Origin of the sequence: Streptomyces sp. NBC_00258 (genome assembly GCF_036182465.1) — a bacterium.
Taxonomy (GTDB): Bacteria; Actinomycetota; Actinomycetes; order Streptomycetales; family Streptomycetaceae; genus Streptomyces.
In genome coordinates, this window is sequence record NZ_CP108081.1 from 595542 (window position 1) to 620697 (window position 25156).

Below are 25156 nucleotides of genomic sequence, written 5' to 3' on the forward strand. Positions count from 1 at the left end.
ACATGGCGGCCCGGCACGCGGCAAGAGCATGAGAAAGAAGTGGTACGAAGTGCTGGGCGGGGGCGGGATTCTTGGCATCCCGCCCCCGGATGGGGCACTACATGTCGGGTACTGCGGTCAGGAGGGACATCTGGTTCACGACCGCCGGGTCGACAGCCCCGTCGTACGCGCGGACCTCGTCGATCGCCCCGGCGAAGTACTCCGCCGAGTCGAGTGCCGAGCGCCCGACCTGCAATCCCTTGGTGGTGGACCACAGCGTGTTGTCCATGCCGTGGGCGGTACTGGCCAGTTGGCCTTCCACGTAGAGACGGATCTCGTTGGCGAAGGCGTCATAGACCACCGCCAGGTGCTGGCCCGAGCCGCCGGTGTCGGGGAGTTCCTGATCGTCCTGGAACACCTTCACCGCCGACGATGTGGAGTCCGCTTCTGCCACCGCCAGTTCCCAGCGCGAACTGGTGCCGCCGTCCGGGTCGGGGCGGAAGCGCACCTGGACCCGGTTGGCCGCCGCGCCCGGCAGCGAGAGCACCGTCTGCGGGACCTTGCCGTCGATGCTGGTCAACTGCGCACGGGCGGTGACGGTGAAGCTGCTCGCCCCGGTGGACGGTGCGGCCGCAGTGGCCGCATAGTCGCCCGAGCCGTCCAGGAGCAGGTGACCGGCGCCGACCAGGGCCGGCGGATCGGCCGAGGAGAACGGGTCATCGGGATCAGGCGGCGACGGCTGGTAGACCTGGGCGTTACCGGCCAGCGTCAGTCCCTGCCCGCCACCGGTCTCCACCGACGTGGTGCCGCTGGCGGCATCGAGCTGCCAGTAGCCCTTGCGCGTCGGCTTGATCGTCATCAGTTCCCCGACCTGCGAAGCCGGCAGCACCCGGTCGAAGACACGGACCTCGGCAAGGTCCCCCTTGAAGTGGTCGCGGTAGCCGCTCTTCGCCGTCGAACGGCCGATCTGGAGCGGACCGTAGGTCTTCCAGACCGAGCGGCGCTGTGCGGTGCCCACGGATGTCTTGTTGACATAGAGCCGCAGCTGCGGCCCGCCGCTCGCGTTCGCGTCGTACACGCCGGTCAGCAGCACCCATTGGTCCTTGACCGGGGTGATGTTGGTGGCCACTGCCTTCCATTCACCGAGCGTGTCCACGTCCGTCGCCGGGGTGCCGAACGCCCAAGTACCGACCGTGGTGTCGTAGCCGAGGGTGAAACCGGGTACTCCGGTGCCGTCCTGGCTGACGACGGTCACGTCCCGGCTGAGGTCGGTGGGCCGCACCCAGGCGCTGACGCTGAAGCTCTTGGCGGTGTCCAGCACGGAGTTGACCGAGTCGAGATAGGCGTCCGTGCTGCCGTCGAAAGAGGCCGCCGCGTCCGCCTTGCCACCCGGGCCGGCCACCCCGAAGGTGACCCCGGAGCCCGTGTCGGCCGCGTACTCGCCGCGTTCGTCGTGCGCCGAGGCGCTGCCCGCCGCATCCGCGAGGTTCCACTGCGCGGCAGCCGGCTTGCCCTCGGTGACCAGGAACTCGTAACGGGCTTTGGTGCCGGCGTTACCCGCCTTGTCCACCGAGATCACTTCCACCCAGTTGCGGCCCCACTTCGTCGGCGTCCACGTCACCGAGACCGAACCGCCGGCCCTGGACGGGGTAGCAGCCGTGGTGGGGTCGGCGTCGCTGTTGAAGCCGTACCGGAAGGACACCACGTCGGTGTCAGCGATGGAGTCGTTCGGGTTGGGCGCGAAGATGAAGGTGCCCGCCGTGCCCACCCCGTCGTGCTCGACGGAATCCGAGGGGTACTCTTGCGAATTCACCAGCGGCTTGCCCGGCTTGGTCTTGTCCAGAATGAACTCGCAGCGCTGCGGATCACCGTCCGTGCTCCACGGTCCCCAGCCGTCCCCGTCGTAGGCACGGGCACTCCAGTAGATGACTACACCTTCCGGGATGCTCGCCTTCACCCGGTGCTTGAACGCCGTGGTGGAGGTCGGTGACTGATAGGACGTGTCGTAGGTGTACGAAGTCTCGGCCGTCCCGCCCTTCGGCGTCCACGCCACCTTGAACTGCACCTGCACCTTGTCCGTGCGCCCGGGTCGGTGGTCAGGGTCCGAGGCGTAGGCGGTCAGCTCCGGGGACTCCTCCGCGTACGGGCGCGCGGCACCCCACTTGCAGGAGCCGCCCGGGTCGGAGGACATCTTCGCGGTGGAGATCTTCCCGGGCAGGTTGTTGTAGCTGACCGAGAGGTGGGCGTTGCCGCAGATCCGCTTCCACTCCGCGAACCGTGACTCGTCCGTGGCCCGCAGGCCCAGGGTCATCGAGGACCAGCCGTTCGCGGCGGCCGTCCTGACCGCGCCTGTCAGCTCCCCGGATACGCCGCTCTCGAAGTGCAGATTGGCCTGGCTGCCGCACGAGGTCGGGGAGATCGCCTTGTCGACGGTCGCCAGGTGATCGCTCCAGTCGTCCTTGGTGCTGTTCCAGTCACTGGAGGAAGTCAGAGAACGATTCTTGCCGCCGACCCGGTAGAGCCGGATCGGCTCGGCGGTCGGGGTCGCGCTGTAGATGTGGGCCACTCGGGCGGAGAACGTCGTGCCCAGGATCTGCTTGTCCTTGTAGAACGACATCGGCATGGTGAACAGCAGCCGCCGCACGCCCACGCCATTGCAGGAGACCGGGTTGTAGTCGGTGGGGCACTGGCCCACACCTGCGTCCCCGGAGTACTTCCAGTCCTGTTCGGAGGGCATCCCCGACATCACGCCCGTCCATGATGTACGGGACGTGGTGCGCTGGATCGGGTCGATCACCACCGGCCACACCGTGTCGGCGTCCTCGAACAGAGCCTGGTCGGGGGTGAGTGTCAACGCGTCCTTGCTGAGCTCGACCTCCAACGGCGCGGTGCGACCGCCGCCGCCCGGTCCTTCGAGGGCAGGTTCGGCCTCCTGCTCGCCGTCCTGCGCGGCTGCTGCCAGTGATCGCGTCACCGAAGTGGGACCACCGGACCGCGCACCACTCTCGGCGGTCGCTGCCGAGTCCCACATCTTGGGCTTGCCCGCCTCGAAGACCGTGCCGTCGACAGCCTCGTCCTTGGCGACAATCGCCCCAGAGGCGTCCTCACTGACCTTCAGTCCGACCGTCTTCAGCCCGAGGGCGATCTTCGCGATCTCAGGGGCGGCCGCCGCCTGCGGCGTTTTGACCACCAGCAGGTGCCCGAAACCGTCGGGCTCGGCCCGCACCACGAGGTCGACACCGGGATGGACCTCCGCGTACGTCGCCGTGCTCCCCTCGATCTTCGGTGCGGGCAGCACACCGTCGGGCCACGTCAGCGACATCTCCCGCCCTGCCCGGCGCAGGGTCACGAACGGCTCGTCCTTCGCCCCGCCCGCGAAGGACAGATCCACGGTGGTCGCCTTCGGCCCCCACCGCCCGTCCTCCCGCTTCACCAGGGCCTCATCGATCTCGATCCACTTGCCCGCCCGGATCATGCGGACCGGCTCGGTGTACTCCCTCGCCTGAAAAGTCCCGTCCGGTTGCGCGAATACCTCACGCCGCTCCGAGCGCAGCCCCACCACCTCGACCGGCTCATTGCTGTTGTCTGCCGCAGCCAGGGCAGCCGACTCCGTGCGGGCCGGGCCGGACGCCGCTATCGGCGTCTGATCACCCGTTTCCGGGTCCGGCACGGCGTTCAAAGTCAGCCCGGTCGCCACTACGGCCCCGGCAAGCGTCGTCGCCACAGCAGCGCGTAGCGCCACCCCACGGCCCGTGCGTCTGGACAAGGTTCCGCTCTCTCTGACCTGCCGGAATGCGCGAAGGAACGCAGAAGTACCGCGCGGGACCGCCATTACCGCACCACCGCACCGAACGCCTTGCCACCAGCAGGAATCCCACCGGCGCCCGGCTTGTAACTCACAGTCGGAGTACCACCGCTGGCCACCTTCCACGGGAAGCCATAGACCGCCCGAGCCTCCGGTTCGCCATAGGGAACCCCGACATACAGCAGCCCCGGTGTCGCACCCAGGCTCATCCCGGTGTACATGTGCGGTCCCACCGTCTCGCCCAGGCCGTACCCGGGATCGACCCAGGAGTTGTCCGCGCCCGGATCACCGACCATGGCCATGATCTGCACGCCCCCCTTCTCCAGGTCCTGCTGCTGCCACTCCTCTCCCGGGGCGCCGACCGCCAGACGGGTGGTGGTGGCCGTACTCGTCGCATTTGGTGAGGAGTTGACGGCCGCGAGCTGCTGGCCGAAGAAGTCACCCGCCTCGGACTCGCCCTCCATCTCACCGGTGTCCTGGTCGACCCACGCGGTCTGCGTGGCCGTGCCCGAAGCCGTGAGCCGGAAGATGTGCACAGCGCCCGCATCGGTCGTGGCGACCAGGTCCTCACCCGGCACACCGACCGCCAGCAGGGACTCAGTCGTACTGGTGGCGCCGGACGGCCGGTAGGGAACCATCGCCAGCGCGGTACCGAACCGGTCTGCCGTCTCCCCCTCACCACTGATCGCGTCCTGGTCCTGCGCCAGACCGATCAACGGCTTGGGCGAGTTGGACACCAGCGTGTGGCTGAACACCGTCGCGGCGCCGGCAAAGGTCACGGTGTCCAGCGCCTCTCCTGGAACCCCGACCGCAAGATGCGTCGGCGTGGCCGCGAGCGACGAACCGAAGCGGTCGTCCTGCTCCGCGATGCCTGGCACGTCTCCGGCCACCGTGGTGTCCTGCTGCACCGTCGCCTTCGTCAGTGCGGTACCTGACAGGTAGAACACCGCCCCGGCGTCCGTGACGGTCCCGAGGTCCTCACCCGGACCGCCGACCGCCAGGAACGGAACGCCACTCGACGACTTCCCCGCCGCGAGTGCGTAGCCGATCCAGTCCTCGTTCTCGGCCAGCCCCTCCAAGTGCTTGCCCTCGCCCTGGAGAATCTCCTTCGCCGCCGGGCCCGCCCCCAGCCCGGCCGGCGCGCCGTAGTAGATCTGCACCATTCCGGCGTCGCGGTTGTTCACCGCCGCCCCCGAGGCAGGCGTCACCGACAGGTCCTCGTACGGAATGCCGACCACAAGGTCACTACAGCCGTCCAGATTCGCGTCGTACACAGCGAGGGAGTGCCCGAACCGGTCGCCGTCCTCCGACGCCCCGGGCGCGTTGGCCGAGTCCTGCGACAGCTCTAACTGATGGTTTCAGAATGAGGTTCGGAGTCGTCTCAAGCAGATGATGCTGCAGGCAAGTTGGAGGAAGCCCAGGTGGAGATCTGCGCGCTTCTCGTAGCGGATCCGCAGCCGTTTGAACTGGTGCAGCCAGGCAAATGTGCGCTCCACGACCCAACGCGTCTTTCCCAGGCCGGAGCCGTGCGTGATGCCTTTTCGGGCGAACTTGGGTGTGATGCCGCGAGCCCGGAGAAGGCGGCGGTACTTGTCGTAGTCGTAACCGCGGTCGGCGAACAGCCGACTTGGCCGGTGCCTGGGTCGACCGCGGACACCGCGGATGCGGGGTATCGCATCGAGCAGGGGCATCAGCTGGGTGATGTCGTGGCGGTTCCCGCTGGTCAGTGAGACGCAAAGGGGGTGCCTTGCCGGTCGACGATCAAGTGGTGCTTGCTGCCGGGCCGGGCCCGGTCGACCGGCGAAGGTCCGGTGTGAGCCCCCCTTTCAGAGCCCTCACGTGCGATCCGTCGATCGCGGCGTCGTCCATGTCCAGCAGACCCGCCGCACGCAGCTCGGCCAGCAGCACCTCGTGCAGTTGCGGCCAGACACCGGCCTCGGTCCAGTCCCGCAGTCGCCGCCAGGCCGTCACGCCACTGCAGCCGACCTGTTCTGCGGGAACGTCCCGCCAGCTCACGCTTTTGCACAGCACGTAGACGATGCCTCTGAGCGCAGCCCGGTCATCTGCCGGCAACCGCCCCGGATACCGATGCCGCCGAGGCGGCCGAGCAGGTAAAAGCGGGGCTACACGTTCCCACAGGTCATCAGGCACAAGTTCAGCAGCCACTCAACCGATACTGCCGACACAACACCCAACTGCCAAGCCCCACAACGAATGTCATTCTGAAACGGTCAGTAAGTTGCCCTTGCCGCTGCCGTAGACCACATGCACTGCACCGGCATCAGCGTGCCCGGCGACCGTCGCCTCAGGATCGGCGATCGCCACATCCCGCTGCCCGTCGCCGTTGAAATCAGACTCCACACCCGACGGACAGACGACCGCCGCCACCGCTGGAGACGCCGAACTCAGGCCCCCCACAGCCAGAACAAGCGCTGCGCTCATGCCGAGCCAGCGCGCACGTCTGCGCCCCATCCCCCACCCCTTGTACGTCACTTGTGAAAAAACTGTGACCGTATAGCGAGCGAAGATTACCCCGCGTGATCATTTACCTGTCAAGGTTCTACTCGAGCCAAGATCTAAACGGCCGAAAAATCGGGCAACCGTGACCGAATTACACGGAGGTGACAGACGTAAAGCCTGCTACACAACCGCAAGACAACGGCTTCAGGCAACCGGGGCGAGATGCGCAAGGATGTCCGCCCCACAGCAGCTGGAGCCTTTCCGCCCAGGCTCCCGCACACCGGAGAACGACAACGGAGCCACTCGCCGTAACGGATTCAGCCGTTGCCGCCCGCCGTCGACAAACACAGGTCAAGCTCAGCCTGTTCGAGAAAGCCATCGCTCAACTACGTCGCGAACGCGGCCGCCTCACCGTCCGGGCCATCGCTGACCGGGCGGACGTGTCATCCACGTTCCTCTATGACAACGCCGACGCCCGCAAGCTGGTCCAGAAAGCCATCACCGCCAGCAAGAACCGTCACAACCGCGCCTCCGAAGAGGCCCACGACCAGATCGAAGCCTCCTGGCGAGAGCGGGCACTGAACGCCGAAGCAGAACTGACCCGCACGCAGAAGGAAGTACACGCTCAGCGACAGCAGACCAGCAAGCTGCAGGGACAGACCCGCGACGCCGAGCAGATGGTCCCCGGCGAATCCGCCCAAGCCATCACCACCGAGAACACCACACTCAAGCAACACGTCCTTCAGCTCACCCAAGAACACCGCACACTCCAGGAACGGCTCGAAGGTGCCCGCTCCAACAATCGGTTCGCCGACCGGCACAGCGCCGACTCGAGGTCCAGCTCCTCGAACTCCAACAAGCAGGGACGCAAGGGACCGACGTTCTACCGTGACCTGAACGTTTCGACCACGGCCGAAACAATTGTGGTGATCCTGGCGGCAAGTAGGTGTTTTTGATCCTGCGCCGAGAAGCGAACCTCACGAGGGACTGGTATGCCCCGGTTCTGATGGAGTCGGGTTGCTGGACAATTGACGATCCAGCAGCCTTCGGAGGCCGTGATGCCCCGCAGCCATCCGCCCGAGTTCCGCCGCAAGGTTCTCGATCTCGTCGCATCCGGAAGGAAGGTCGCCGAGGTCGCCCGGCTCCTCGGCATCAGCGACCAGACGATCTATGTATGGCGCCGCCAGCACCTCATCGATACGGGGCAGTTGCCCGGCATGAACAGCAGCAATTTGTCCGAGCTCGCTGCGGCCCGCAAACGCATCGCCGAGTTGGAGGCCGAGTTGGCCATCCACCGACGGGCCACCGAACTGCTGGGCGAGGTGACGTCCCCAAAAGGCGGTTCGAAGCCATCCGCGTGATGGTCCGTGAGCATCTGCCAGTGCAGCTGGCCTGCCGGGTGGCTGCAGTGGCCGAGTCCGGGTACTACGCCTGGGGAGTGTCCGCCGTCGAACCGCCTGGTCAAGCATGCCCGGCTGACCGAGGCCGTCGCGGGCCTCCACACCGCCTGATCACGCGGCCCACCGCAGGTCATCTCACCACGCGCAGGACCGCACGCCGCTCTAGCCCTGCCCCCGCTGCCGGTACAGGGTCGCTCTCGTGCGCACCGTTGGTGGGCACCAAGGCGATGGCGCCGTCGGGGCCGGGCAGCCACATCTCGGCATACCGGGGCGCGGCCGCGGCGCCGCGGCCGGCCGCCGCCACCTTCACACGGCGTCCGCGCAGCAGACCGTGCCCGTTGCCCACCCCCTCCCACACCGCGGAGATCACTTGCAATCGCGCCTCGGCGCCCTGCCAGGGATCATCGATCCGCATGCCGCTCGCCAGGTCCAGCCCCGCCGCCTCAGCGGCGAGCGCACCCATCTGCGGCAAGCCCACGGCCGCCCATCCGACCGCATCGGTGGACGCTTCCGCCGCGAGCGCCAGCAGCAGCGGCATGTCCCCACCGGCGCTGACCGCCGTGCCGGGGCGAATCCGCCCGCCCGGCAGCAAGGAGCCGAGCAGCGAGGACGGCCCCGGCTCACCGGCACCGCCCCCCGCGCGCACGCTCGCCACCGGTCTCGCAGACATGACCCGATATTCGTACTTCTATTCGAACGAATCAAGTCAGCCACTCGCTTCCGGCGGAAGATCCGCTGCGGTTGACCTGTCGCAGTGAACGCTGAGCGATTCTCACTGAGCCTCTTTCATCCTGTACTGGCGGGTGAAATGGGCTGGTCAGTGGGTGTGGTGACGAGGCAGGGCCCCTCGTCGTTGGCGCGGTGATTCCACTCAGCACACCGGCGACCGAAGGGGCCCTGTTGGTTCCGTATCCTGCCACGCTCGACGTCCCGCACGAGCTCGTTGAGCACGTCGCCTGGCTGCTGTACGAGCACCGCCGCGCACGTAACACCCGCTGGCGGAAGCTCCGCTGCTTCGACCAGGCACTGCTCACGCTGGTCCACCTGCGCAAGAACGAGACGTTCGCCCAGCTCGGCGCCGGGTTCGCGATATCGCAGGCCACCGCCTGGCGCTACGTGGACGAGGCCCTGGAGGTGCTGGCTTCCTGGGCCCCAGGCCTCCATGAAGCCCTCACCGGCCTCGGTGAGGGCGACCACGTCATCGTTGACGGCACGCTGATCCCCACCGACCGCGTCCGCGCCGATCAGCCGTACTACTCGCAGAAACACAAGAAGCACGGCATGAACGTGCAGGTCATCGCCCGCCCTGACGGCACACCGCTGTGGTTCTCCCGCGCGGCACCCGGCCGCACACATGACCTGACCTCGGCCCGCGCCCACGGCATCGTCCAGGCCTGCCTGACCCGGCAGATCCTCGTGCTGGCGGACCGCGCCTACCAGGGCGTCGGCGCCACCTTCCGCACCCCGTACTACCACCACAGCGAACAGCCCGAGCACTACCAGCAGTTCAACCGCGACCACGCCCGGCTCCGAGCCCCCGGCGAACGCGCCTTCGCCCGGCTCAAGTCCTGGCGCATCATGCGCAGAGCACGCTCCTCCACCCGCCGCATCAGCCGCACCGTCCAAGCCATCCACACACTCATGACCAGCGACTATTCAGGATGAAAGAGGCTCACTGAAGGTTGAGTGCCGGATCGCGTAGAAGGCGGTTGCGGTCCGGAGTCGCGTCCCCCGTCGTTCCGGCAGCACTGGTGGGGCCATCGGTAGATGCTGGGACTGACGGAGTTGTCCTGGTCTTCCAGCCACTGCCGTGTTCGGTACTACGTCTGGAACAACGACATCGGACGGGGCATCCTGCGCTTACCGGCCTTTCCTGTTCGTACCGTCGGACCGGCCGGCGAGGGGGAAGCAGCGTGGACGACAACGACCGTACGGGGCCACATCAGTGGTCCACCACATCACCTGAGCACCTCGACCGGCTGGCCCGCGGTGTGTTGGGGGCCGCCCGTGACGCGGCCCGGGAACTGCGGCGAAACCCTCCGGTCCCGGCTCGGCAAACATGGGCCCTCGGCAAGCTGGCGGGGCAGACACAAGCGATGCTGGGGCCCGACATGCCGAGCCACCCCCCGATCGGGGCCGCGGCGCAGGAGGGATTCGTCCGTACCGCTCTCGCTCTCGCCGTGCACGTGCGGGCGCACAGTTGGGCGAAGGCCGATCTCGGCGCGCCCGGCGTACCGGGCCGGGACGACGTCCCGCATCCCGGTGAGATCCGGACGGCCGACGCCTTCGACGTCCTGGGGCGCTTGGTGCTCCCACACGCCTCGCCCGAGGGGTGGACCGCCACCCTCGTCACCGACCTGGCCCGCGGCGACAAGACGCTGGAGGCGGCAGTCAAGCTGGGCAAGTACATCCTGCATCCCACGTTTCTGGCCCTCACCGACGACACGACCCGCGTCATCGGTGAGGCCCTACACGGCCTCAACGTGCGCCACCTCCGTAAGCTGACCCACTCGCTGCGCCACTACGCGTGCACCGCCGGACCGTCCCATCCGACGGCGGCACCGGAACCCGCCACCCCGCCGCCACTGCCGCCCAGGAATACCCACATGTCCACGACGCCGCTTCGGGAACCCTCACGCAGGAAGAGCCGCTTATCGCGGGTACCGGAAGGCCCCACAACCACAGGCTCGGCGCCTGGGCCCGCAGGCCCTCAGTCACCGGCGCCTTTGGATCCTCCGCGCAATCCACCCGCCCCGGGCCCCTCCGAGCCGGGGTCGCCGGGCCTTCCGGGGCCGCACGGGTTCTAGAGCTCTGTCAAGCCGACTCCACCTACCAGTCGGGCGTCCCACCGACGGTTAAGCGCGCAGGTCAGAGTGTTGTGTCGATGCCGCATGCGAGCCTGCGTCGGCTGCACCGGGCAGGGCTCCTACCCAGCAGCAAGGATGATGAGGTAAAGCAGGGCGTACATCTTGCCCGCGGTCCTGGGCGTCCGCGCTGCCTGCCGAGTCGGTGATGTCCGGTCGCCGGAAGCGTCGACCGCGCGCCAGCCCATCGGGCTTTCAGGGCTCGACGCGGACGCGCAGGAAGAGATCGCCATTAGGCCCACCTCCCGTTCCGGGGGCGCCGCGACCAGGAACCCTCAGTAGCTGACCGCTTGTGACACCGATGGGTAGCCGGACCTTGACGGTGGACGACCGTCCGTTGGCATTGCGCTCGAGCAGTCTCACCTCGACGACGTCACCCAAGGCGGCCTTCCAGGCCGTCACTCGCAATTCGCTCGTGACGTCCTTACCGCTGACAGGCGAAGGGGCAACGAAGCTCCAGCCATGCACCGCTCGGGCGATCGACTGTGCCCGGTCCTCGTCGGCCGGGGTGAGCGTCTCATCGTGCACGACGCGGTTAGAGAGCGCGCCAAGCTGTCGGGCACTGCGGCGCCAATGCTCCTCCGCCCAACGCACCGTCGCTGGATCGTGGCCGAACACGAACAGGCAAAACCGGTGGTCGTCCAAGCCTCGTCCGGGTTTGTAGCCTTCCCGTCGGCGACGTTCGTTCACGGCAGTCAGCCAGTCCGGTCCGTATACCGCGAGGAGCCGTTGTTGTAACGCCAGCTGGATGGTCGCAGCAGCGGCCCGAGCGGCCTGGAGTACCACCTCTCCGCGACTCACGCGCGTGTCCCCCCACAGTGGAAAGCCCCCAGTAACGAGGCAGTTGACCAGACTTGGGCGATCACCTTAGCGAGAGGGGTTCTCGTTCACACCGCATTCAGCCACAGATCCCAGCCGGGGCGAGTTGAGACCCTACTTTTGGAAATAGTCAGACACTCAATGTTCGGTGAGAACGGTCAATCTTCGCTGCGAGAGGTCAGGTGCGTCCGAGGCGGGATGCCCCACGAGGTCTCCCCGGCTCCCCGACGCGGCAGGGCGAGACAGACGTGCGTGGCACAGATCCTTCAGCGCAACGGCAGACCACTGCCGCCCCAGACGGGGCCATGGCCGGCCGACCCGGCCGAAGCGCCCCGGGAACACGAGTGGTGGCTGGGCGACCTCGCCGCCCACCTCGGCTGCACCCTCGGCACCGTCCGCAAATGGATCACAGACGGGCACCTCACCGGACGACAGGAGACACGGCACCCCTACCGATGGATCATGAACGCCCCACCAGACAAGATCACCGAACTCGAAGAACGCCTCGCCAAGACGCGCGGGCGACGCACCCGCATCCACCCCCGCTTCGCCAAACTCCTCGACGAAGACAACTCATAGGCGCAGCCTGCTTGACGCATCGAAGCCCTGCACCACGTCCGCGACACCACCTTCGCTGAGGACGCCTCACAAGTGCGCACCGGCAACGCGCCCCGCGCGATGGCCACCTGGCGCAACCTCGCCATCGGAGCCCTCCGAACAGCAGGAGCGAAGAACATCGCGGCCTGCCTCCGCCACAACGCCCGTAACCCCATCGCCCCTCACACTCCTCGGCCTCGGATGATCACGAACCGGGCGTCACGCCTACGCCGAAGCCCTGTTGTGCCGGCACGTCTGCTGAGTACGCCAACGACTCGGAGCGCTCGTTGCCGGCTACCCAAGCGGCGACGATGCGGTCCCAGTGGCGGACGTTCATCGTGCGGAACTCGACCCCGCGCTGGCGGGGCCGGTCGACCCGGGACTGGTTGATCGGGTGGACTTCCTGCGCGCCTGTACCGAGCCGGAGCGCCTGGAAGCGCTGTTCGTCCCCCGTCGGCTCCCGGCCAAGCCGCGCAAGCCCGCCCCGGCCGGGAACTCCAAGCGCGGGGCCGGCGAACCGGTCACGGGCACGCTCGTCCCCCACGGCCCGGATCAGTCCCGAGCACGCTGCGGACCTCCTCGTGGAAGCCTTCGCCGACGACTCCTTCCAGCACTGGATCGCCGCCCGAGCCCGGCGTAGCGCACACCGGCCCAGTTCCTCCGGGTCGTTCGTGTGAGGGATTGCCGGGCACCCTGCACGGCGAGACGCTGCCCGCGCGCCGCGCGGGTGCTGATGCCAACGGCCCTGGCCGCCTCGGCGCAACTGCCGACTCAAGGGCAACGCGTTCACGAAGCCATGCTCGGCATCGCCCGCCTACACAACCTGGCCCTCAATGGATAAGCGACATCCCATACGGGACAACCTCAAGGTGGACGGTCAGGAGACTCCGTGCGCACGGTCTCCCAGAGCGCCCGCATGGACGCGTCCAGCGAGTACAGCGGGCTCCAGCCGAGCAGCCGTTGGGCACGCGCTCCGTCCACCCGGATCCAGTCGGCGCCCCGGCTGCGGATGGCGCCCAGGTGCCCGCGTACGGACTCCGGAGGGCGTCCGGCCGCGCGGACCAGGGCGGCGACCAGGGTCCGGATGTCCAGCGCCCGGCCGGTCCCGATGTTGAACACACCGTGGGCGGAGGGGCTTTCGGCCGCGCGCACCACCGCATCGGCAGCGTCGCGGGAGTCGACGTAGTCCCGGTGCGCCTCGGCGATGGTCAGATCGATGGTGTCCCGGTCGTCACGCAGGCGCGCGGCAAGGGAGCCGAAGAAGCTCTCGGCGGCGGGGTGCGGGCCGATGGTGTTGGTCAGGCGCAGCACCACACCGTCCAAGTCCCCCGCTCGCGCAGCGTCCAGCACCAACCTCGCGGCGATCAGCTTCGAGACGGGATAAGGCTGTTGCGGGTGGGGCGGCACCTTCTCGTCGATGGAGGTGCCCCGCGGGACCGGACCGTATTCGTGGATCGTGCCGAGGTGCACCAGGCGCGGTGAACCCGGCGTCCTCCTCAGGGCGTCCACCAGTCGCTCGGTCAACTGGACGTTGGTGGCATGCAGTTCGTCGCCCCAGCCGAGCGTGGCGTTGACCACCGCGCCCACCCGCTCCTCGGCCAGCAGCTGGGCGAGCTGCTCGCTCGACGTGTGCGCAGCGTCGAGCGCCAGGAAGCGGTGGGCGGCCACATGGCTTGTGTACCGGCGGGCGATCGCGACGACCTCCGTGCCGCGGGCAGCGAACGCACTGGCGATCTGGCGTCCCATGCAGCCGGTGGCCCCGATGACAGCTACCCGGCGCACAGTCGGCGGGCCGGGCCCCACACGACTCACCGGCCGGTGTCCGAATCCGCGGGCCACTGACGGCAGTCCTCGTACCGTGGCAGCATCCCAAGGGCCTGTGCCTCGGCGACACCGATGGCGCCCGTGTCGCGCTCGGACATAAGGAACCGCATGTCGTACGGCCATGGCAGACCGAGCGCCGGGTCGAGCGGGTCGATCGCCTGCTCGAGATCGGCCCGGTAGGCGGAGGACACCAGATACGACATCACCGTGTCGTCATCGAGCGCGAGGAAGGCGTGTCCCACCCCGTCGGGGACGTACACGGCACGATAGGAGACGGCGTCCACCTCGACGACATCCCACTTGCCGAAGGTCGGCGAGCCCAGCCGGATGTCGACGACCGCATCCAGTGCACGCCCCTGGGCGCAGTACACGTACTTGGCCTGTCCGGGCGGTGTGGTCGTGAAGTGCAGTCCGCGCAGCACGCCCCGCGCGGAGCGGCTGTGGTTGGTCTGTGCGGTGACGAACCGTTCCCCGACCGCCTCGACGAACGCCTCCTCCTGGAGGGGCGATACAAACAGTCCTCGTGCGTCCGTGTGGATGTCGGGGGTGAACTCGAAACCGCCGGCGACGGCGAGCCTGCGTGTACGCATCGCGATCACCCGCTCGTGACGTCGAGGGCTCGGCGGGCGATCTTGTGACCTGAGGCGCCGAACCACTGCCGCAGAGTGTCCTCTAGCTCCAGCAGCACATCCTTGCGCGGTACGCCGTCACCGGGATCCGCCCAGGCCACATGGCCGTCGGGACGCAGCAGCAGCCCCGGTCCATCCCCGGTCCGGACCGTACACAGGCGGTGCGACCAGTCGGCGGCGAGAGCGGCCGCCTCTTCCACCAGGCCGTCTGGCAGGAGGAGCACGCCGCGCCCGGTTCGCAGGCCCCGACGCACCTCGTCGCCGACGGCCTGCTCCAGCGGCGGGCAGGGGCGGCCCAGAAGATCGTGTTCGTAACGGCCGGGGGGCAGGGCGTACCGCACGTCGAGGCCCGTCATCTCGTGTGCTAGACGGCTGTTGACCTCGGGCAGTTCGAGGAGTTCCGAGAACATCTCGCGCAGCGGGTCGACCTTGGGATCGGGGGCCATGATCATGAGCTGCACCCGTGTCTCCCGCAGCACGCGCTCGGCGACCGGGCGGCGCTCGGTGCCGTAGCTGTCGAGCAGGCCCGGCGGTGCCCAGCCTACGAGGGTCCCGGCCAGCTTCCAGCCGAGGTTGACCGCGTCCTGGAGGCCGAGGTTGAGTCCCTGCGCCCCGATCGGGAAGTGCACATGGGCGGCGTCTCCGGCGAGGAGCACCCGGCCCTGGCGGTAGGTGTCCGCGAGCCGGGTGGTGTCGGTGAAGCGGGACAGCCAGCGCGGCCGGTCCATGCCGACGTCGATTCCGGTGATGCGGCGTACTGTCGCGCTCAGTTCGTCCAGGGTCACAGGTGTGCGTTCGGCTCCGGGCTCCGGTGCCGCGAACTCCGTTGTGAGTACCCGGGTCACACCGGGCTGAAGCGAGATCGCCATCAGCAGACCACGAGGGGTCCGCATAGTTCCGGGTACCCCGTTGGGCAGTTGTCCGGGGTCGGCCAGCTCCACGTCTGCCAGGAGCGCCCGCACGGTGGGTTGCGAGCCGCTGAAGCCGATCCCGGCGAGCTTTCTGACAGTGCTGCGCCCGCCGTCGCAGCCGACCAGATAGGAGGAGCCGATCCGGTACGTCCCCTCGCGCGTGGAAACGTCGCAGACGACGGTGGCCGGTGTGGCCTCGATCCCGGTCACCGTGTGCCCGCGGCGGATCTCGACACCGCACGACAGGGCGTGTTTCTCCAGGAGTTCCTCCGTACGCGCCTGCGGGATGAGTAGCGCGTACGGATGCTCGTTGCGCAGGTACCCGAAGTCGAGCAGTGGTTCCAGGCCGGCGAAGTGTGCCTTGGGCCAGGTGCGGTTGCCCTCCATGAAGTGGCCAAGCAGCCCCCGCTGGTCCAGTACGTCCAGCATCCGGGCTTGCATGCGGAAGGCCCTGGAGTGTCCACTCGGCTCCGTCAGCCGCTCCAGGAGGACCACGCGGGCGCCCCCGAGCCGCAGTTCGGCGGCGAGCATCAGGCCGACCGGACCGCCTCCCACCACGACGACATCGGTGTTCATCGAACCTCCTTGTCCCTGTTCGGCGTGTTCCGGTTGTCCCCGTAGGTCGGCGGGCGCGGCTGGTTGTCGAGCAGGGGCGGGTCCGGTGCCACCGGACCGCTGACCAGACAGAGGCCCGCCAGCCGTTCGCACAGGCCCCGTCCGAAGCGGCGGCCGAGCCTGCGGGCGAAGTCGAAGTCGTACCTGGCACTGCGCATGGCTCTCACCCTTCCGGGGGCTCCTCAAGGCCGAGTGGAGAACCCGTCGATCAGCCGGGCGGGGCGTCGACCGCGAGTCGAGGAGGACTCCAGGACGGTGCACGAGCCTGAGGCCGGGCCGGAGCCCCGCGTCCGAGGCCGGGGTTCCGGCACAGGCTCAGTCCCTCCCCACGGGCCGGCCGCCCGTGGGGCAGACCGCTGGCAGCAGAGGATCGGATGACAGTGACGAGAGGAACCCGCACCCCCCAGGTACTTGTGGCAGGGGCCGGCCCGGTGGGGCTCGCCCTGGCGCACGAACTCGCCCGCCGTGGTGTCCCGTTGCGTCTCATCGACGCCAAGGACGCGCCCGCGACCACCAGTCGTGCTGTCGCCACGCACCCGCGCACGCTGGAAGTGTACGACCAGATGGGTCTGGTCGAGGAGATGCTTGAGCGGGGCCGGGAGATCAGGGCCTTCACACTGTTCCAGGACGGCCGTCGGCTCGCCCGGCTGGACGCCGACTACTCGACGATGCCGACCCGCTACCCGTTCACTCTGGCCATCGAGCAGACGGCGACGGAGGACGTCTTCCGCACCGCTCTCGTCGGCCTCGGCGTGGTCCCGGAGTGGGGCACCCGCCTGGAGCGGGTCGCACGCGACGACGACGGTGTGACGGTCGAGCTGAGCCATGCCGACGGCCGCCGGGAGACCGTCCGCACCCCGTGGCTGGTCGGCTGCGACGGTGGTCACAGCACCGTGCGCCGATCTCTCGATCTCCCGCTGATCGGCGAGGCGAACCAGACATGGCTCCTCGCCGATGCCCCGATGAAGAGCGAGTTGCCTCCCAACAGCATCTACTGGGTACGCTCCCGAGGTGGCACGCTGATGGCCGTCCCGCTCGCCGACGACCGGTGGCGGCTGCTCGACACCGCCGAAACCGACTACGACGGCGACCCCGACCGTCTCGCGGCGCGCTTCGAGCGCAAGCTCAGCCAGGGCGTCGGGCACCAGGTGCGCATCGGCACACCCACATGGGTGTCGGTTTTCACGGCCCAGCAGCGCATGGTCCCCGGCATGCGGGTCGGCCGGTGCCTGGTCGCGGGCGACGCCGCCCATGTGCACAGCCCGGCCTCCGGACAGGGCATGAACACCGGCATCCAGGAGGCCGTCAACCTCGCATGGAAGCTAACGATGGTGATCGACGGCCATGCCCGCGAAGAACTGCTCGACAGCTACACGAGCGAGCGGGTGCCGGTGGGTGAAGCGCTCCTGGAGTCCACCAGGAAGGCCACTCAGATGATCGAGCTGCGCAGCCGGTTCACGGACCTGGCGCTGCCCGTGATCTTCGGAGTGGTCAGCCGCGTCGCCCCCGTCCGCAAGCGGATGCAACGGGAGATGCTCGGCGGGATGTCCGGCCTGCTGCTCTCGTACGCGGATCGCGCACTGACCGCGCCGGACGGGCAGGGCGGTGCGGGCCCCCGCCCGGGAACACGGCTCACCGAGGTCACCGATTCCGACCTGACGGGCGCTGGCTGGCCGGCGCTTCTCGCCGCGCTGCGCCGACCCGGCTGGCTGCTGCTGTCGGCCCCGGCACCGGACGATTCGGCCGTCGAGGAGGCGGTCCGCCAGGCGCGGGACGACCACAGGGCCTGGCTGTCAACGTTCAGCGTCATCGAGGCGCAGTCGGCCACGGACCCGGAGGTGATTCCCGACAGTGACGGGCGGGTCGCGGACCGGCTGGGTCTCGCGCCCGGAGGCTGGCTCCTGGTCCGCCCCGACGGCTACGTCCTCGCCCGCGGCCCTGCCCTGTCGACCGCCGCGCTGTCCGCCGCGCTCGGCCGGCTGCCGCTCGCCTCGCCCGCCTGAGGAGCAGTGTGATGGATCTCGGACTGACGGACCAGGTCGCCCTCGTCACCGGAGGAACCCGCGGAATCGGCGAGGCCACCGTGCGCGCCTTCGCCGCGGAAGGCGCGCGGGTCGCTCTGACGTACACCGACTCGAAGGACCGGGCAGCGGCTCTCGTACGCGAACTCGGCGGCCCGGAGCGTGCGTTGGCCGTCCGCTACGACCTGGCCCACCGCGCCGACGTGGACGCGCTCGTGCCAGCCGTGGAGCAGCGCTTCGGCGCCGTCGACGTGCTCGTCGCCAACGCCGTGCGTAGGCCCACGGGCCCCCCCGGCTCCTGCTTCGAGAACCTCGACCCAGTGGTCTGGGCCGCCCTCATCGACGACAACCTGACCGCGACACTGCGCACCGTGCAGACCGCGCTCTCCGGAATGCGCCGACGCGGCCACGGCCGGATCGTACTGATCTCCTCGCACCTGGCGGCAAGGGGACAGGAGGGGCAGGAGGTCTACACGGCGGCCAAGTCGGCGCTGCACGGCTTCGCGCTCAGCCTGGCCCGCGCCGTCGGGCCCGACGGTGTCCTCGTCAACGTGGTCAGCCCGGGGCTGACCACGACAGAGGGCGCCCTGCACCACCTCCCCTCGGCCGTCCTCGAGAGAGCGGCCGCCTCGATGCCCACCGGCCGCCTCGGCACTCCTGAGGAAGTCGCCAGGGCTGTCGTCTTCTACAGCTCGGCGGCCAACGAGAACATCACCGGCGAGCTGGTCTCCCTGGTCGGACGCGGGTGACCCCACCCGCGCACGGTCCCTCGCCGCGGGCCGCCTGCCCGCACTCACCGTGGAAGGAACACCAGTGGTCAACACCCAAGCTCCCCTGGGCGATTCGGTCGTCGTCGACGCCCCAGCCAAGGTCGTCCTCGACCTGATCGCCGACACCGATCCGCTCCACTACCTCTCTCCCGCCATCGTGTACGCCGAGCGGGACATCACCGGGCCGGCACAGGACTCCGTGACGGTGTGGACCATCACCGAGGACGAGCGGGTGTGGTCCCGCATCCAGCACCGCACCTTCGACGCCGACGGCCTGCGGATCGCCTTCGAGGACGCCCCCGAGTCCACCCTGGCCGGGGTGCGCGGCGAGTGGATCCTGCGCGCGGTCTCGGACGACAAGACCGAGATCGAGCTGAGGCAGGACACCAGCGCGCTCACCGGCTCCGAGGCCGTGGCCCGGGCCGAGAGCGCCCGCTCCGATCTGCTGTCCACGGTGGCGTTCGGGGCCGGAAACCGGTCGGAGCTCGCGGACCTGGTCGTCGACTTCCGCGATCCGCTGTTCGCCGCGGGGTCCGCGGAGGACGCGTACAAGATCCTTTACGAGGCCGACCGCTGGCCCGAGCGGCTCGCCCACGTCTCCCGTATCGACATGACGGAGGACATGCCGGGCATCCAGTTCTTCGACATGGACACCACGACGTCCGACGGCGCGCCACACACGACGCGCTCGGTGCGGATCTGCTTCCCCCACTCGAAGATCGTCTACAAGCAGATCGGGCTGCCCGCCCTGCTGGACGCGCACACCGGGCACTGGCTGTTCACGCCGACCCGCGAGGGGATCATCGTCGAGTCGCGGCATGTCGCCGTCATCAAGCGCTCGATGCTGTCGATCCTCGGGGAGGGCACCACGGTCGAGGCCGCCCGCCGCTATCTGCGCCAGGCGTTGAGCACCAACTCCATGACCAATCTGCGGATCGCCAAGGAGTTCGCCGAGGAGCAGGCGCGTGCGTGAGCCCGTCGCTCGTCTGGACGACCTGACCCGCCAGGCCTCCGTGGCCGATCCCGACGGTGTTGCCGTTCGCACGGACCGCGGCGACTCGCTGACCTTCGCCGAGCTGGAACGCCGGGTGGGCGGCTGCGCGACGCGGATCAGGAGCCTGGCGGGCGGACCCGGCGCGGTCGTCGCGATCACCTCCGTCCTCCACCCCGACTTCGCCGTGGCGTACTTCGGGGCCCTGCGCGCGGGCAACGTCGTCGTACCGGTCAATCCCCTCCTGCGCGCGGAGGGCCTGGCCCGGCTCGTCGCCGCGAGCGGGGCCGGCCTGGTGCTCACCACACCGGAGATCGCGGAGCAGTTGGGCGACGGGGTGCCCGCGCTCGACCTCGGGGACCGGGCGCTGTGGGACGCCGAGCCGTCAGCGGACGTACCGGCGGCCGGGCCGGACGACGTCGCCTCCGTACACTTCACCAGCGGCACGACCGGCGCCCCGAAGGGCGTGCGGCAGACACACCGCAACCTGGCGGTCAACGCGGCGCAGACGGTGCACGCGCACGGTCTGGACAGCAGCTCGGTGACACTCAACCACCTGCCCACCTACCATCCGATGCACCTCAACTCGGCGCTGTTCGCCGGCGCCGAGCAGGTCCTGGCCACCGACCCGGACCTGGCCGCGTCCCTGCGGACGGCGAACGAGGCACGTGCCACGCGCTACTACAGCCTGCCGATGCGGCTCAGCCGTCTCGCGGTGCGTCCGGACCTGGCGGACCTGCGGCTGGAGACCGTGGAGGCCGTCTTCTCCGGCGGTTCCGCACTGCCCGTCCCGGCGGCCCGGGCACTCGGTGAACACTTCGGAATTCCGGTGCTCCAGGGGTACGGACTCGCGGAGACCGCGCCGATGACCCACTGCGGCAGCCGTACCCGTCCCAAGGAGGGCTCCTGCGGACCGCCGGTGCCCCTCACCGAGTGCCGGATCGTGGATCTCACCACGGGCAAGGCGCTCGGGTCGGGCGAGCGGGGCGAGATACAGGTGCGCGGCCCACAGTTAATGAAGGGCTACCTGGGTGAACCCGACGGCGCGGCCCTGGACTCCGAGGGGTGGTTCGCCACCGGTGACGTCGGCCAGGTCGACGAGGACGGCTGTCTCTTCGTCGTCGACCGGCTCAAGGACGTCTTCAAGTGCGACAACTGGCTGGTGTCGCCGCAGGAGATCGAGCGCGTGCTGCTCGGCCACCCCGACGTCACGGACTGCGCGGTCGTCGACCACCCGGACCGGTTCAGCGGTGGCGTGGCGGCCGCCCTCGTGGTCACCCGTAGCGGCGAGGGACAGGAGACGCTCGACGCGATCGCCGCGGACGTCAACTCCGGCCTCCCGTACTACCAGCACATCCGGCACATCCGGGCGGTCGACGAGATCGCCCGTTCCGGCGGCGGCAAGATCCGTCGCCAGGATCTGCGCCGCCTCTTCGACGATCTGATCGCGACCGGCGACTGATCTCCGCCCGCAACGACCCAACGGAGGAGTACGACATGGTGACCCTGATCAACAAGTTCACGGTGACCGGCGAAGTCGACGCATTCCGCCGCGCCATCGCCGAGGTCAGCGCCTACATGCAGGCCCAACCGGGCTTCATCAGCCACGAGGTGTACCGCTCACTCAGCAAGCCGAACATCTTCGTGGAGACCGCCCACTGGGACCACGCCGACTCGCACAAGAAGGCCGTGCAGAGCGAGGAGTTCCGCAACCGCGTACGCGGTCTGGCGGGCCTGGCCACGCCGGACGCGGATCTCTACAGCGCGGTCGAGAGCCACTGACGTCACCATCGAGAGGGGCCCCGAGAGGTTCTCCCGGGGCCCCTCTCGACGTGCCGTTCGGTCTCACCCGGGCGCGCTCACCCCGTCCTTGGTGACACGCCGGCGGCTCACCTTGAGCTCGCCCGCCTCACGGACGAGGACGTCCTCGCACACGCAGCTCATCCTCACCTGCGGGTCGCCTCCCACCACCGTGCCGATGATGAGCGCGTAACACCGCACGTGCAGCGAACCGTCGGCCGCGGGCTCCACCGCGACCATGCCGTGCCAATGCCGGCGCACCTCGCCCTCGGCCACCAGTGCCTCGTGGGTGGAGCGTACGGCCTGGGCGAGCGCGGCGCGTCCGACGACGGGTTCGGGCCGGTGTTCCGGAGCGAACTCCCCGTCCTCTGTGAAGGTCCGGGCCCACTCGTCCGCCCTGCCGCTGTCGAGGAGTTGCATGTGGCGGGCGTAGAACTGCTGTACTTCGACATAGAGCGCTTCCTGTGCGGGTGCCGGTTCAAGTGTGGTGTCGGTCATGCGGTCCTGCCTTCTTGATCGGCGTGCTGATGGAGTTCTCGGGAGGAGGTGTCAGCCGGGCCTGCACTCCAGCACCGCCCAGTCGCCGATGGCCGGTTCGCAGTCCAGCTCGAATCCGCCGGCGGTGAGCAGCCCGCGCCACTCGTCGAGGTTGCGCTCGCGGCCGCCCATCACCACCAGCATGTCCACGTCCAAGAACTTGGCGGTGTCCCAGGTGTTGCCGGGCGCCACGACCTGCTCGAGGACGAGCAGCCGACCCTCGGAGTCGCCGATCGCCTCGCGCACACGGCGCAGGATCGCCACGGCCTTCTCGTCGGGCCAGTCGTGCAGCACGGTCTTGAGGACGTACGCGTCGCAGCCGGACGGAACCGGGTCGGTGAAGAAGTCGCCCCCGACGACCTCGACGCGGTCGGCCACCTCGCGTTCGGCCAGCAGCTCTCCCGCTGTGCCGGTGACCTGGGGACGGTCGAACAGCACGCCCCGCATGCCCGGGTTGCGGCGGAGGATTTCGGCGAGGAAGTAGCCACGTCCGCCGCCGACGTCGGCGAGGACCGGGAACCGCGAGAAGTCCACCCGGTCCAGGTAGAGGCCGCCCAGTCGGCGGCTGATGGTGGTCATAGCGTCGTCAAAGACCCCGCCGGCCTCCGGGTTGCCCTGGAGATACTCCCAGAAGGACATTCCGTTCGCCGCGTCGAAACCGGGACGTCCGGTCCGTGCCGCGTGCAGGATCGACCCGAACGCGCCCCAGAAGAAGCCGGATCCGTCGAGGAGGACGGCGTCCCGCACCCCGTCGGGCAGATCGGTGCGCAGCCCTTCGGCGAGGGGGGTGAGCGTGAACCGCCGGCCCTCGGTCTCCCGGAACACACCCAGGAGCGCGGCGCAGCGCAGCATCCGATAGAGCGCCGCCTCGTCGGCGCCGACCGTGTCGGCCAGTTCTCCGACCGTGCGAGGCCCCTTGACCAGTTGGTCCGCGATGTTTAGTTCGGCCAGCGCGTAGACGACCGCGGAGAACCGCTGGCCGTTGGCGAGGAGCATGAGCCGCTGGCGGAGGGAGATGCCGGGCTGGTCGACGAAGGAGTACGCCGCCACGGCCGCCTCGGCGCTCTCCCGACGTTCGTCGGTGTGGGCCTGTGTCTCGTGGGTCATGTCCGTCAGCCCTCGTTGTCGTCGATGAAAGCGACCGCCCGGGTCCATCCGGCCCCGGCCCCGGCGATCTTCACGGGGAAGCACGACAGGGTGAAGCCGTGCCGAGGCAGCCGGTCCAGGTTGGCGAGGCGCTCGATCTGACAGAACTCGCGGTCGCGTCCGGCGAAGTGGGCGGGCCACAGTACGGACCGGTCCTCGGTCCGCTGGTAGCGGCGCAGTATGTCGCCGAAGGGCGCGTCCAGACTGAAGGCGTCGGTGCCGATGACCTTCACCCCGTAGTCGAGCAGGAGGTGCACGGCGGGTCCGTCGAGACCGGCGAAGTTCGTGAAGTACTTCTCCGTACCGGCCCACCGGTCCGCCCCCGTGTGCAGCAGCACGATGTCCAACGGCGCGGGCTCGACGCCGGTGCGGTCCAGTTCCGACCGGATTCGGTCGGCGCCGACCACGCCGGGTTCCGCGTCCGTGAGGTCGAGGACGACGGCGGGGCGGTGGAACCACTCCAGAGGGAGTTCGTCGATGGTGCGCGGCGGTCCCTCGCGGTAGGAGGCGCGGGTGCCGTAGTGAGCGGGCGCGTCGATGTGCGTGCCGGTGTGGGTGGTGAGGCGCAGCGTGTCGATCGACAGCAGTTCACCGTCGTCGAGGACGCTCGGGTCGAAGTCGATACCGAAGTGCTCGCGCATCTCCGAAGCCATGTGCCGGGCGCCCTCGGCCGGCGTGATCACCTCGTGGGTCACCGGTTCGGGCTCCCAGCCCTGGGCGTCGACGGGAGACGACAGGTCGACCAGTCTCATCGGCGATCACTCTTTCTGGTTGGCGGTGAAGAGATTGCTGGCGACGCGGATGCCCGGTGCTCCGAAAGCGATCCGCCGGGTGAACTTGGTACCGATCGGTGTGTGCATGACGACACGGGCGAGCTTGGGGCGCAGGAAGGTGGCCAGGCTGTCGGCGGAGAGCATCATCCGGCTCTGGACGGCCTGGAACTTCATCACGGCGTTGATGTGCGGCCGGCGGATCTCCTCGAACTCGCCGAGTCGTGCCGCGCTCGTGTCGCCGTCGTCGACGGCGGCGACCAGGATCGGGTGGAGCAGCGCCGCGTCCTGCACCGCGAGGTTGATGCCCTGGGCACCGAGCGGGCCGTGGGTGTGCGCGGCGTCACCGATGAGGACGAGTCCGTCGTCGGTCCACCGCTGGGCGGACGCACCGAACACGTCGAGCAACGAGACGTCGGCGAAACTCCGCAGCGCCTGTTCCACACGGTCCGCGAACTGCGGGGTCGCCGCGGAGATACGTCGGCGCACCTCTTCGATACCGAGCGGCGCGAGCCGCTTCCACTCCCCCTTGGGCAGGGTCCAGCCCATCTGGACGGCGCCCGGGTGCGAGTCGTACGCAAGCACGGGGTTGCCGCCCGCGCGGTTCACCATGACCTCGCCGAGGCGCTCCTCGCCGGGCAGCCGGAACCAGACGACGTCCTGGTCGAAGACGTCCTGGCGGACGTGGTCGATTCCCGCGAGCCGGCGGACCTGCGAGTGCCGTCCGTCGGCCGCCACCACACAGGCGGCTCGCACGGTGTGTACGAGGTTCTGAGCCTTGGCTCGGACGCCGCGGACCACGCCACCCTCGCGGACCAGTCCGTTGACCTTTGCCACGTGGTAGCGGAAGCCCGGGAAGTCATGGCACCTGTCGAGGAGTTCGGCGAGCAGGTGGTCCTGCGGCAGGCTGAGCAGGTAGTTGTGCGGCGGCGGCAGCCTGCGGTAGTCGAAGGACATCAGGACCCGGCCGCGCTCCACGAGCCGGAACCGGTCCAGGACGTGCGCGCCTCGGTCCGTCGCGCCCTTGAGGACGCCGATCTCGTCGAGCACGGCGAGACCGCCGGGCTGCAGGATCTCGCCGCGGTATTCGCGGCTGAGGGAGGAACTGCGCTCCACAACGGTGACGCGCACTCCGGATCGCAGCAGCAGGAGAGCAAGGGTCATACCAGCCGGGCCGCCGCCGACCACGCAGACATCTGTCGACTCTTCCATGTCGGT

General features: G+C 69.0%; 24 protein-coding genes and 2 pseudogenes. 11 read left to right on the forward strand and 15 right to left on the reverse strand.

Features of this window, described 5'->3' with window-relative positions; all coding sequences use genetic code 11:
* Nucleotides 1-97: 97 nt before the first annotated feature.
* The 4 genes and pseudogenes from OG718_RS02655 to OG718_RS02670 form a co-directional block, all read right to left on the reverse strand.
* Nucleotides 98-3649 (reverse strand): LamG domain-containing protein, encoded by a 3552-nt coding sequence (locus OG718_RS02655; RefSeq protein WP_328843046.1) that lies wholly within the window; start codon nt 3647-3649, stop codon nt 98-100.
* Between the two features lie 161 nt (nt 3650-3810).
* On the reverse strand, nt 3811-5127 hold the full coding sequence (locus OG718_RS02660) for a VCBS repeat-containing protein (RefSeq protein ID WP_328847667.1): 1317 nt from the start codon (nt 5125-5127) through the stop codon (nt 3811-3813).
* A gap of 15 nt (nt 5128-5142) precedes the next feature.
* Nucleotides 5143-5950 (reverse strand): annotated as a pseudogene (locus OG718_RS02665) (IS5 family transposase).
* Between the two features lie 51 nt (nt 5951-6001).
* A complete protein-coding gene (locus tag OG718_RS02670; RefSeq protein WP_328843047.1) occupies nt 6002-6256 on the reverse strand; it encodes a hypothetical protein in 255 nt (84 codons plus the stop codon).
* Between the two features lie 149 nt (nt 6257-6405).
* Between OG718_RS02670 and OG718_RS02675 the strand changes: the two genes are divergently transcribed.
* The gene (locus OG718_RS02675; protein WP_328843048.1) at nt 6406-7200 is read left to right on the forward strand and encodes a DUF6262 family protein; all 795 of its coding nucleotides are present in this window, start codon (nt 6406-6408) and stop codon (nt 7198-7200) included.
* A 102-nt stretch (nt 7201-7302) separates the two neighbouring features.
* A complete protein-coding gene (locus OG718_RS02680) occupies nt 7303-7605 on the forward strand; it encodes a transposase (RefSeq protein WP_328843049.1) in 303 nt (100 codons plus the stop codon).
* Nucleotides 7606-7774: 169 nt separating this feature from the next.
* Here the strand turns inward: OG718_RS02680 and OG718_RS02685 are convergent, their stop codons facing one another.
* Entirely contained in the window at nt 7775-8314 is a 540-nt protein-coding gene (locus tag OG718_RS02685) for a hypothetical protein (RefSeq protein WP_328843050.1), read from the reverse strand.
* Between the two features lie 191 nt (nt 8315-8505).
* On the opposite strand from OG718_RS02685, the gene OG718_RS02690 reads away from it, so the two are divergent.
* Together OG718_RS02690 and OG718_RS02695 are read left to right on the forward strand one after the other, a co-directional pair.
* Nucleotides 8506-9309, forward strand: a complete 804-nt coding sequence (locus OG718_RS02690; RefSeq protein ID WP_328843051.1) for a transposase family protein — start codon at nt 8506-8508, stop codon at nt 9307-9309.
* Between the two features lie 248 nt (nt 9310-9557).
* On the forward strand, nt 9558-10451 hold the full coding sequence (locus tag OG718_RS02695) for a hypothetical protein (protein ID WP_328843052.1): 894 nt from the start codon (nt 9558-9560) through the stop codon (nt 10449-10451).
* A gap of 252 nt (nt 10452-10703) precedes the next feature.
* Here OG718_RS02695 and OG718_RS02700 read toward each other — a convergent pair whose 3' ends face one another.
* Nucleotides 10704-11309 carry a DnaJ C-terminal domain-containing protein gene (locus tag OG718_RS02700; protein ID WP_328843053.1) on the reverse strand — a complete coding sequence of 202 codons (606 nt, stop codon included), beginning with the start codon at nt 11307-11309 and terminating at the stop codon, nt 10704-10706.
* Nucleotides 11310-11579: 270 nt separating this feature from the next.
* Here OG718_RS02700 and OG718_RS02705 point away from each other — a divergent pair, with 270 nt between their 5' ends.
* Nucleotides 11580-11906 carry a hypothetical protein gene (locus tag OG718_RS02705; protein WP_328843054.1) on the forward strand — a complete coding sequence of 109 codons (327 nt, stop codon included), beginning with the start codon at nt 11580-11582 and terminating at the stop codon, nt 11904-11906.
* Nucleotides 11907-12129: 223 nt separating this feature from the next.
* Here the strand turns inward: OG718_RS02705 and OG718_RS02715 are convergent, their stop codons facing one another.
* Entirely contained in the window at nt 12130-12468 is a 339-nt protein-coding gene (locus tag OG718_RS02715) for a hypothetical protein (RefSeq protein WP_328848002.1), read from the reverse strand.
* 202 nt (nt 12469-12670) lie between these two features.
* Between OG718_RS02715 and OG718_RS54315 the strand changes: the two are divergent.
* Nucleotides 12671-12765, forward strand: a pseudogene (locus tag OG718_RS54315) (IS5/IS1182 family transposase); the annotation flags it as partial.
* A 23-nt stretch (nt 12766-12788) separates the two neighbouring features.
* Here OG718_RS54315 and OG718_RS02720 read toward each other — a convergent pair.
* The 4 genes from OG718_RS02720 to OG718_RS02735 are packed head-to-tail and all read right to left on the reverse strand — an operon-like array spanning nt 12789 to nt 16061.
* Nucleotides 12789-13763, reverse strand: a complete 975-nt coding sequence (locus OG718_RS02720; protein ID WP_328843055.1) for an NAD-dependent epimerase/dehydratase family protein — start codon at nt 13761-13763, stop codon at nt 12789-12791.
* Nucleotides 13733-14338, reverse strand: coding sequence for a dTDP-4-dehydrorhamnose 3,5-epimerase family protein (locus tag OG718_RS02725; protein ID WP_328843056.1), 606 nt, complete (start codon nt 14336-14338; stop codon nt 13733-13735). The genes OG718_RS02720 and OG718_RS02725 overlap by 31 nt, the downstream gene beginning before the upstream one ends.
* A gap of 5 nt (nt 14339-14343) precedes the next feature.
* A complete protein-coding gene (locus OG718_RS02730) occupies nt 14344-15864 on the reverse strand; it encodes an FAD-dependent monooxygenase (RefSeq protein ID WP_328843057.1) in 1521 nt (506 codons plus the stop codon).
* The gene (locus OG718_RS02735) at nt 15861-16061 is read right to left on the reverse strand and encodes a hypothetical protein (RefSeq protein ID WP_328843058.1); all 201 of its coding nucleotides are present in this window, start codon (nt 16059-16061) and stop codon (nt 15861-15863) included. The genes OG718_RS02730 and OG718_RS02735 overlap by 4 nt, the downstream gene beginning before the upstream one ends.
* A gap of 216 nt (nt 16062-16277) precedes the next feature.
* Here OG718_RS02735 and OG718_RS02740 point away from each other — a divergent pair, with 216 nt between their 5' ends.
* The 5 genes from OG718_RS02740 to OG718_RS02760 all read left to right on the forward strand — a co-directional run bounded on the left by OG718_RS02740 (nt 16278) and on the right by OG718_RS02760 (nt 21467).
* On the forward strand, nt 16278-17906 hold the full coding sequence (locus tag OG718_RS02740; protein ID WP_443054874.1) for an FAD-dependent monooxygenase: 1629 nt from the start codon (nt 16278-16280) through the stop codon (nt 17904-17906).
* An 11-nt stretch (nt 17907-17917) separates the two neighbouring features.
* Nucleotides 17918-18673 (forward strand): SDR family NAD(P)-dependent oxidoreductase, encoded by a 756-nt coding sequence (locus tag OG718_RS02745; RefSeq protein WP_328843060.1) that lies wholly within the window; start codon nt 17918-17920, stop codon nt 18671-18673.
* A 64-nt stretch (nt 18674-18737) separates the two neighbouring features.
* The gene (locus OG718_RS02750; protein ID WP_328843061.1) at nt 18738-19667 is read left to right on the forward strand and encodes an SRPBCC family protein; all 930 of its coding nucleotides are present in this window, start codon (nt 18738-18740) and stop codon (nt 19665-19667) included.
* Complete coding sequence (locus tag OG718_RS02755; RefSeq protein WP_328843062.1) at nt 19660-21147, forward strand: class I adenylate-forming enzyme family protein; 1488 nt, start codon at nt 19660-19662, stop codon at nt 21145-21147. Before OG718_RS02750 ends, OG718_RS02755 begins: the two co-directional genes overlap by 8 nt.
* A 35-nt stretch (nt 21148-21182) precedes the next feature.
* Nucleotides 21183-21467 carry an antibiotic biosynthesis monooxygenase family protein gene (locus tag OG718_RS02760; protein ID WP_328843063.1) on the forward strand — a complete coding sequence of 95 codons (285 nt, stop codon included), beginning with the start codon at nt 21183-21185 and terminating at the stop codon, nt 21465-21467.
* Nucleotides 21468-21530: 63 nt separating this feature from the next.
* Here the strand turns inward: OG718_RS02760 and OG718_RS02765 are convergent, their stop codons facing one another.
* From OG718_RS02765 to OG718_RS02780, 4 genes are read right to left on the reverse strand one after another with little or no spacing between them, the layout of a single operon-like run.
* On the reverse strand, nt 21531-21983 hold the full coding sequence (locus OG718_RS02765; RefSeq protein WP_328843064.1) for a nuclear transport factor 2 family protein: 453 nt from the start codon (nt 21981-21983) through the stop codon (nt 21531-21533).
* 51 nt (nt 21984-22034) lie between these two features.
* The gene (locus OG718_RS02770; RefSeq protein ID WP_328843065.1) at nt 22035-23129 is read right to left on the reverse strand and encodes a methyltransferase; all 1095 of its coding nucleotides are present in this window, start codon (nt 23127-23129) and stop codon (nt 22035-22037) included.
* A gap of 5 nt (nt 23130-23134) precedes the next feature.
* The gene (locus OG718_RS02775) at nt 23135-23920 is read right to left on the reverse strand and encodes a cyclase family protein (protein ID WP_328843066.1); all 786 of its coding nucleotides are present in this window, start codon (nt 23918-23920) and stop codon (nt 23135-23137) included.
* A 6-nt stretch (nt 23921-23926) separates the two neighbouring features.
* Nucleotides 23927-25150, reverse strand: a complete 1224-nt coding sequence (locus OG718_RS02780; RefSeq protein WP_328843067.1) for an FAD-dependent monooxygenase — start codon at nt 25148-25150, stop codon at nt 23927-23929.
* Nucleotides 25151-25156 lie beyond the last annotated feature (6 nt).

Excerpts from the sequence above, each read along its gene's own strand:
- OG718_RS02775 (WP_328843066.1), bottom strand. The coding sequence starts at position 23,920 with ATGAGACTGGTCGACCTGTCGTCTCCCGTCGACGCCCAGGGCTGGGAG.
- OG718_RS02745 (WP_328843060.1), top strand. The coding sequence starts at position 17,918 with ATGGATCTCGGACTGACGGACCAGGTCGCCCTCGTCACCGGAGGAACC.
- OG718_RS02680 (WP_328843049.1), top strand. The coding sequence starts at position 7,303 with ATGCCCCGCAGCCATCCGCCCGAGTTCCGCCGCAAGGTTCTCGATCTC.
- OG718_RS02770 (WP_328843065.1), bottom strand. The coding sequence starts at position 23,129 with ATGACCCACGAGACACAGGCCCACACCGACGAACGTCGGGAGAGCGCC.
- OG718_RS02765 (WP_328843064.1), bottom strand. The coding sequence starts at position 21,983 with ATGACCGACACCACACTTGAACCGGCACCCGCACAGGAAGCGCTCTAT.
- OG718_RS02725 (WP_328843056.1), bottom strand. The coding sequence starts at position 14,338 with ATGCGTACACGCAGGCTCGCCGTCGCCGGCGGTTTCGAGTTCACCCCC.
- OG718_RS02780 (WP_328843067.1), bottom strand. The coding sequence starts at position 25,150 with ATGGAAGAGTCGACAGATGTCTGCGTGGTCGGCGGCGGCCCGGCTGGT.
- OG718_RS02735 (WP_328843058.1), bottom strand. The coding sequence starts at position 16,061 with ATGCGCAGTGCCAGGTACGACTTCGACTTCGCCCGCAGGCTCGGCCGC.
- OG718_RS02730 (WP_328843057.1), bottom strand. The coding sequence starts at position 15,864 with ATGAACACCGATGTCGTCGTGGTGGGAGGCGGTCCGGTCGGCCTGATG.
- OG718_RS02685 (WP_328843050.1), bottom strand. The coding sequence starts at position 8,314 with ATGTCTGCGAGACCGGTGGCGAGCGTGCGCGCGGGGGGCGGTGCCGGT.
- OG718_RS02740 (WP_443054874.1), top strand. The coding sequence starts at position 16,278 with ATGACAGTGACGAGAGGAACCCGCACCCCCCAGGTACTTGTGGCAGGG.
- OG718_RS02670 (WP_328843047.1), bottom strand. The coding sequence starts at position 6,256 with ATGGGGCGCAGACGTGCGCGCTGGCTCGGCATGAGCGCAGCGCTTGTT.
- OG718_RS02760 (WP_328843063.1), top strand. The coding sequence starts at position 21,183 with ATGGTGACCCTGATCAACAAGTTCACGGTGACCGGCGAAGTCGACGCA.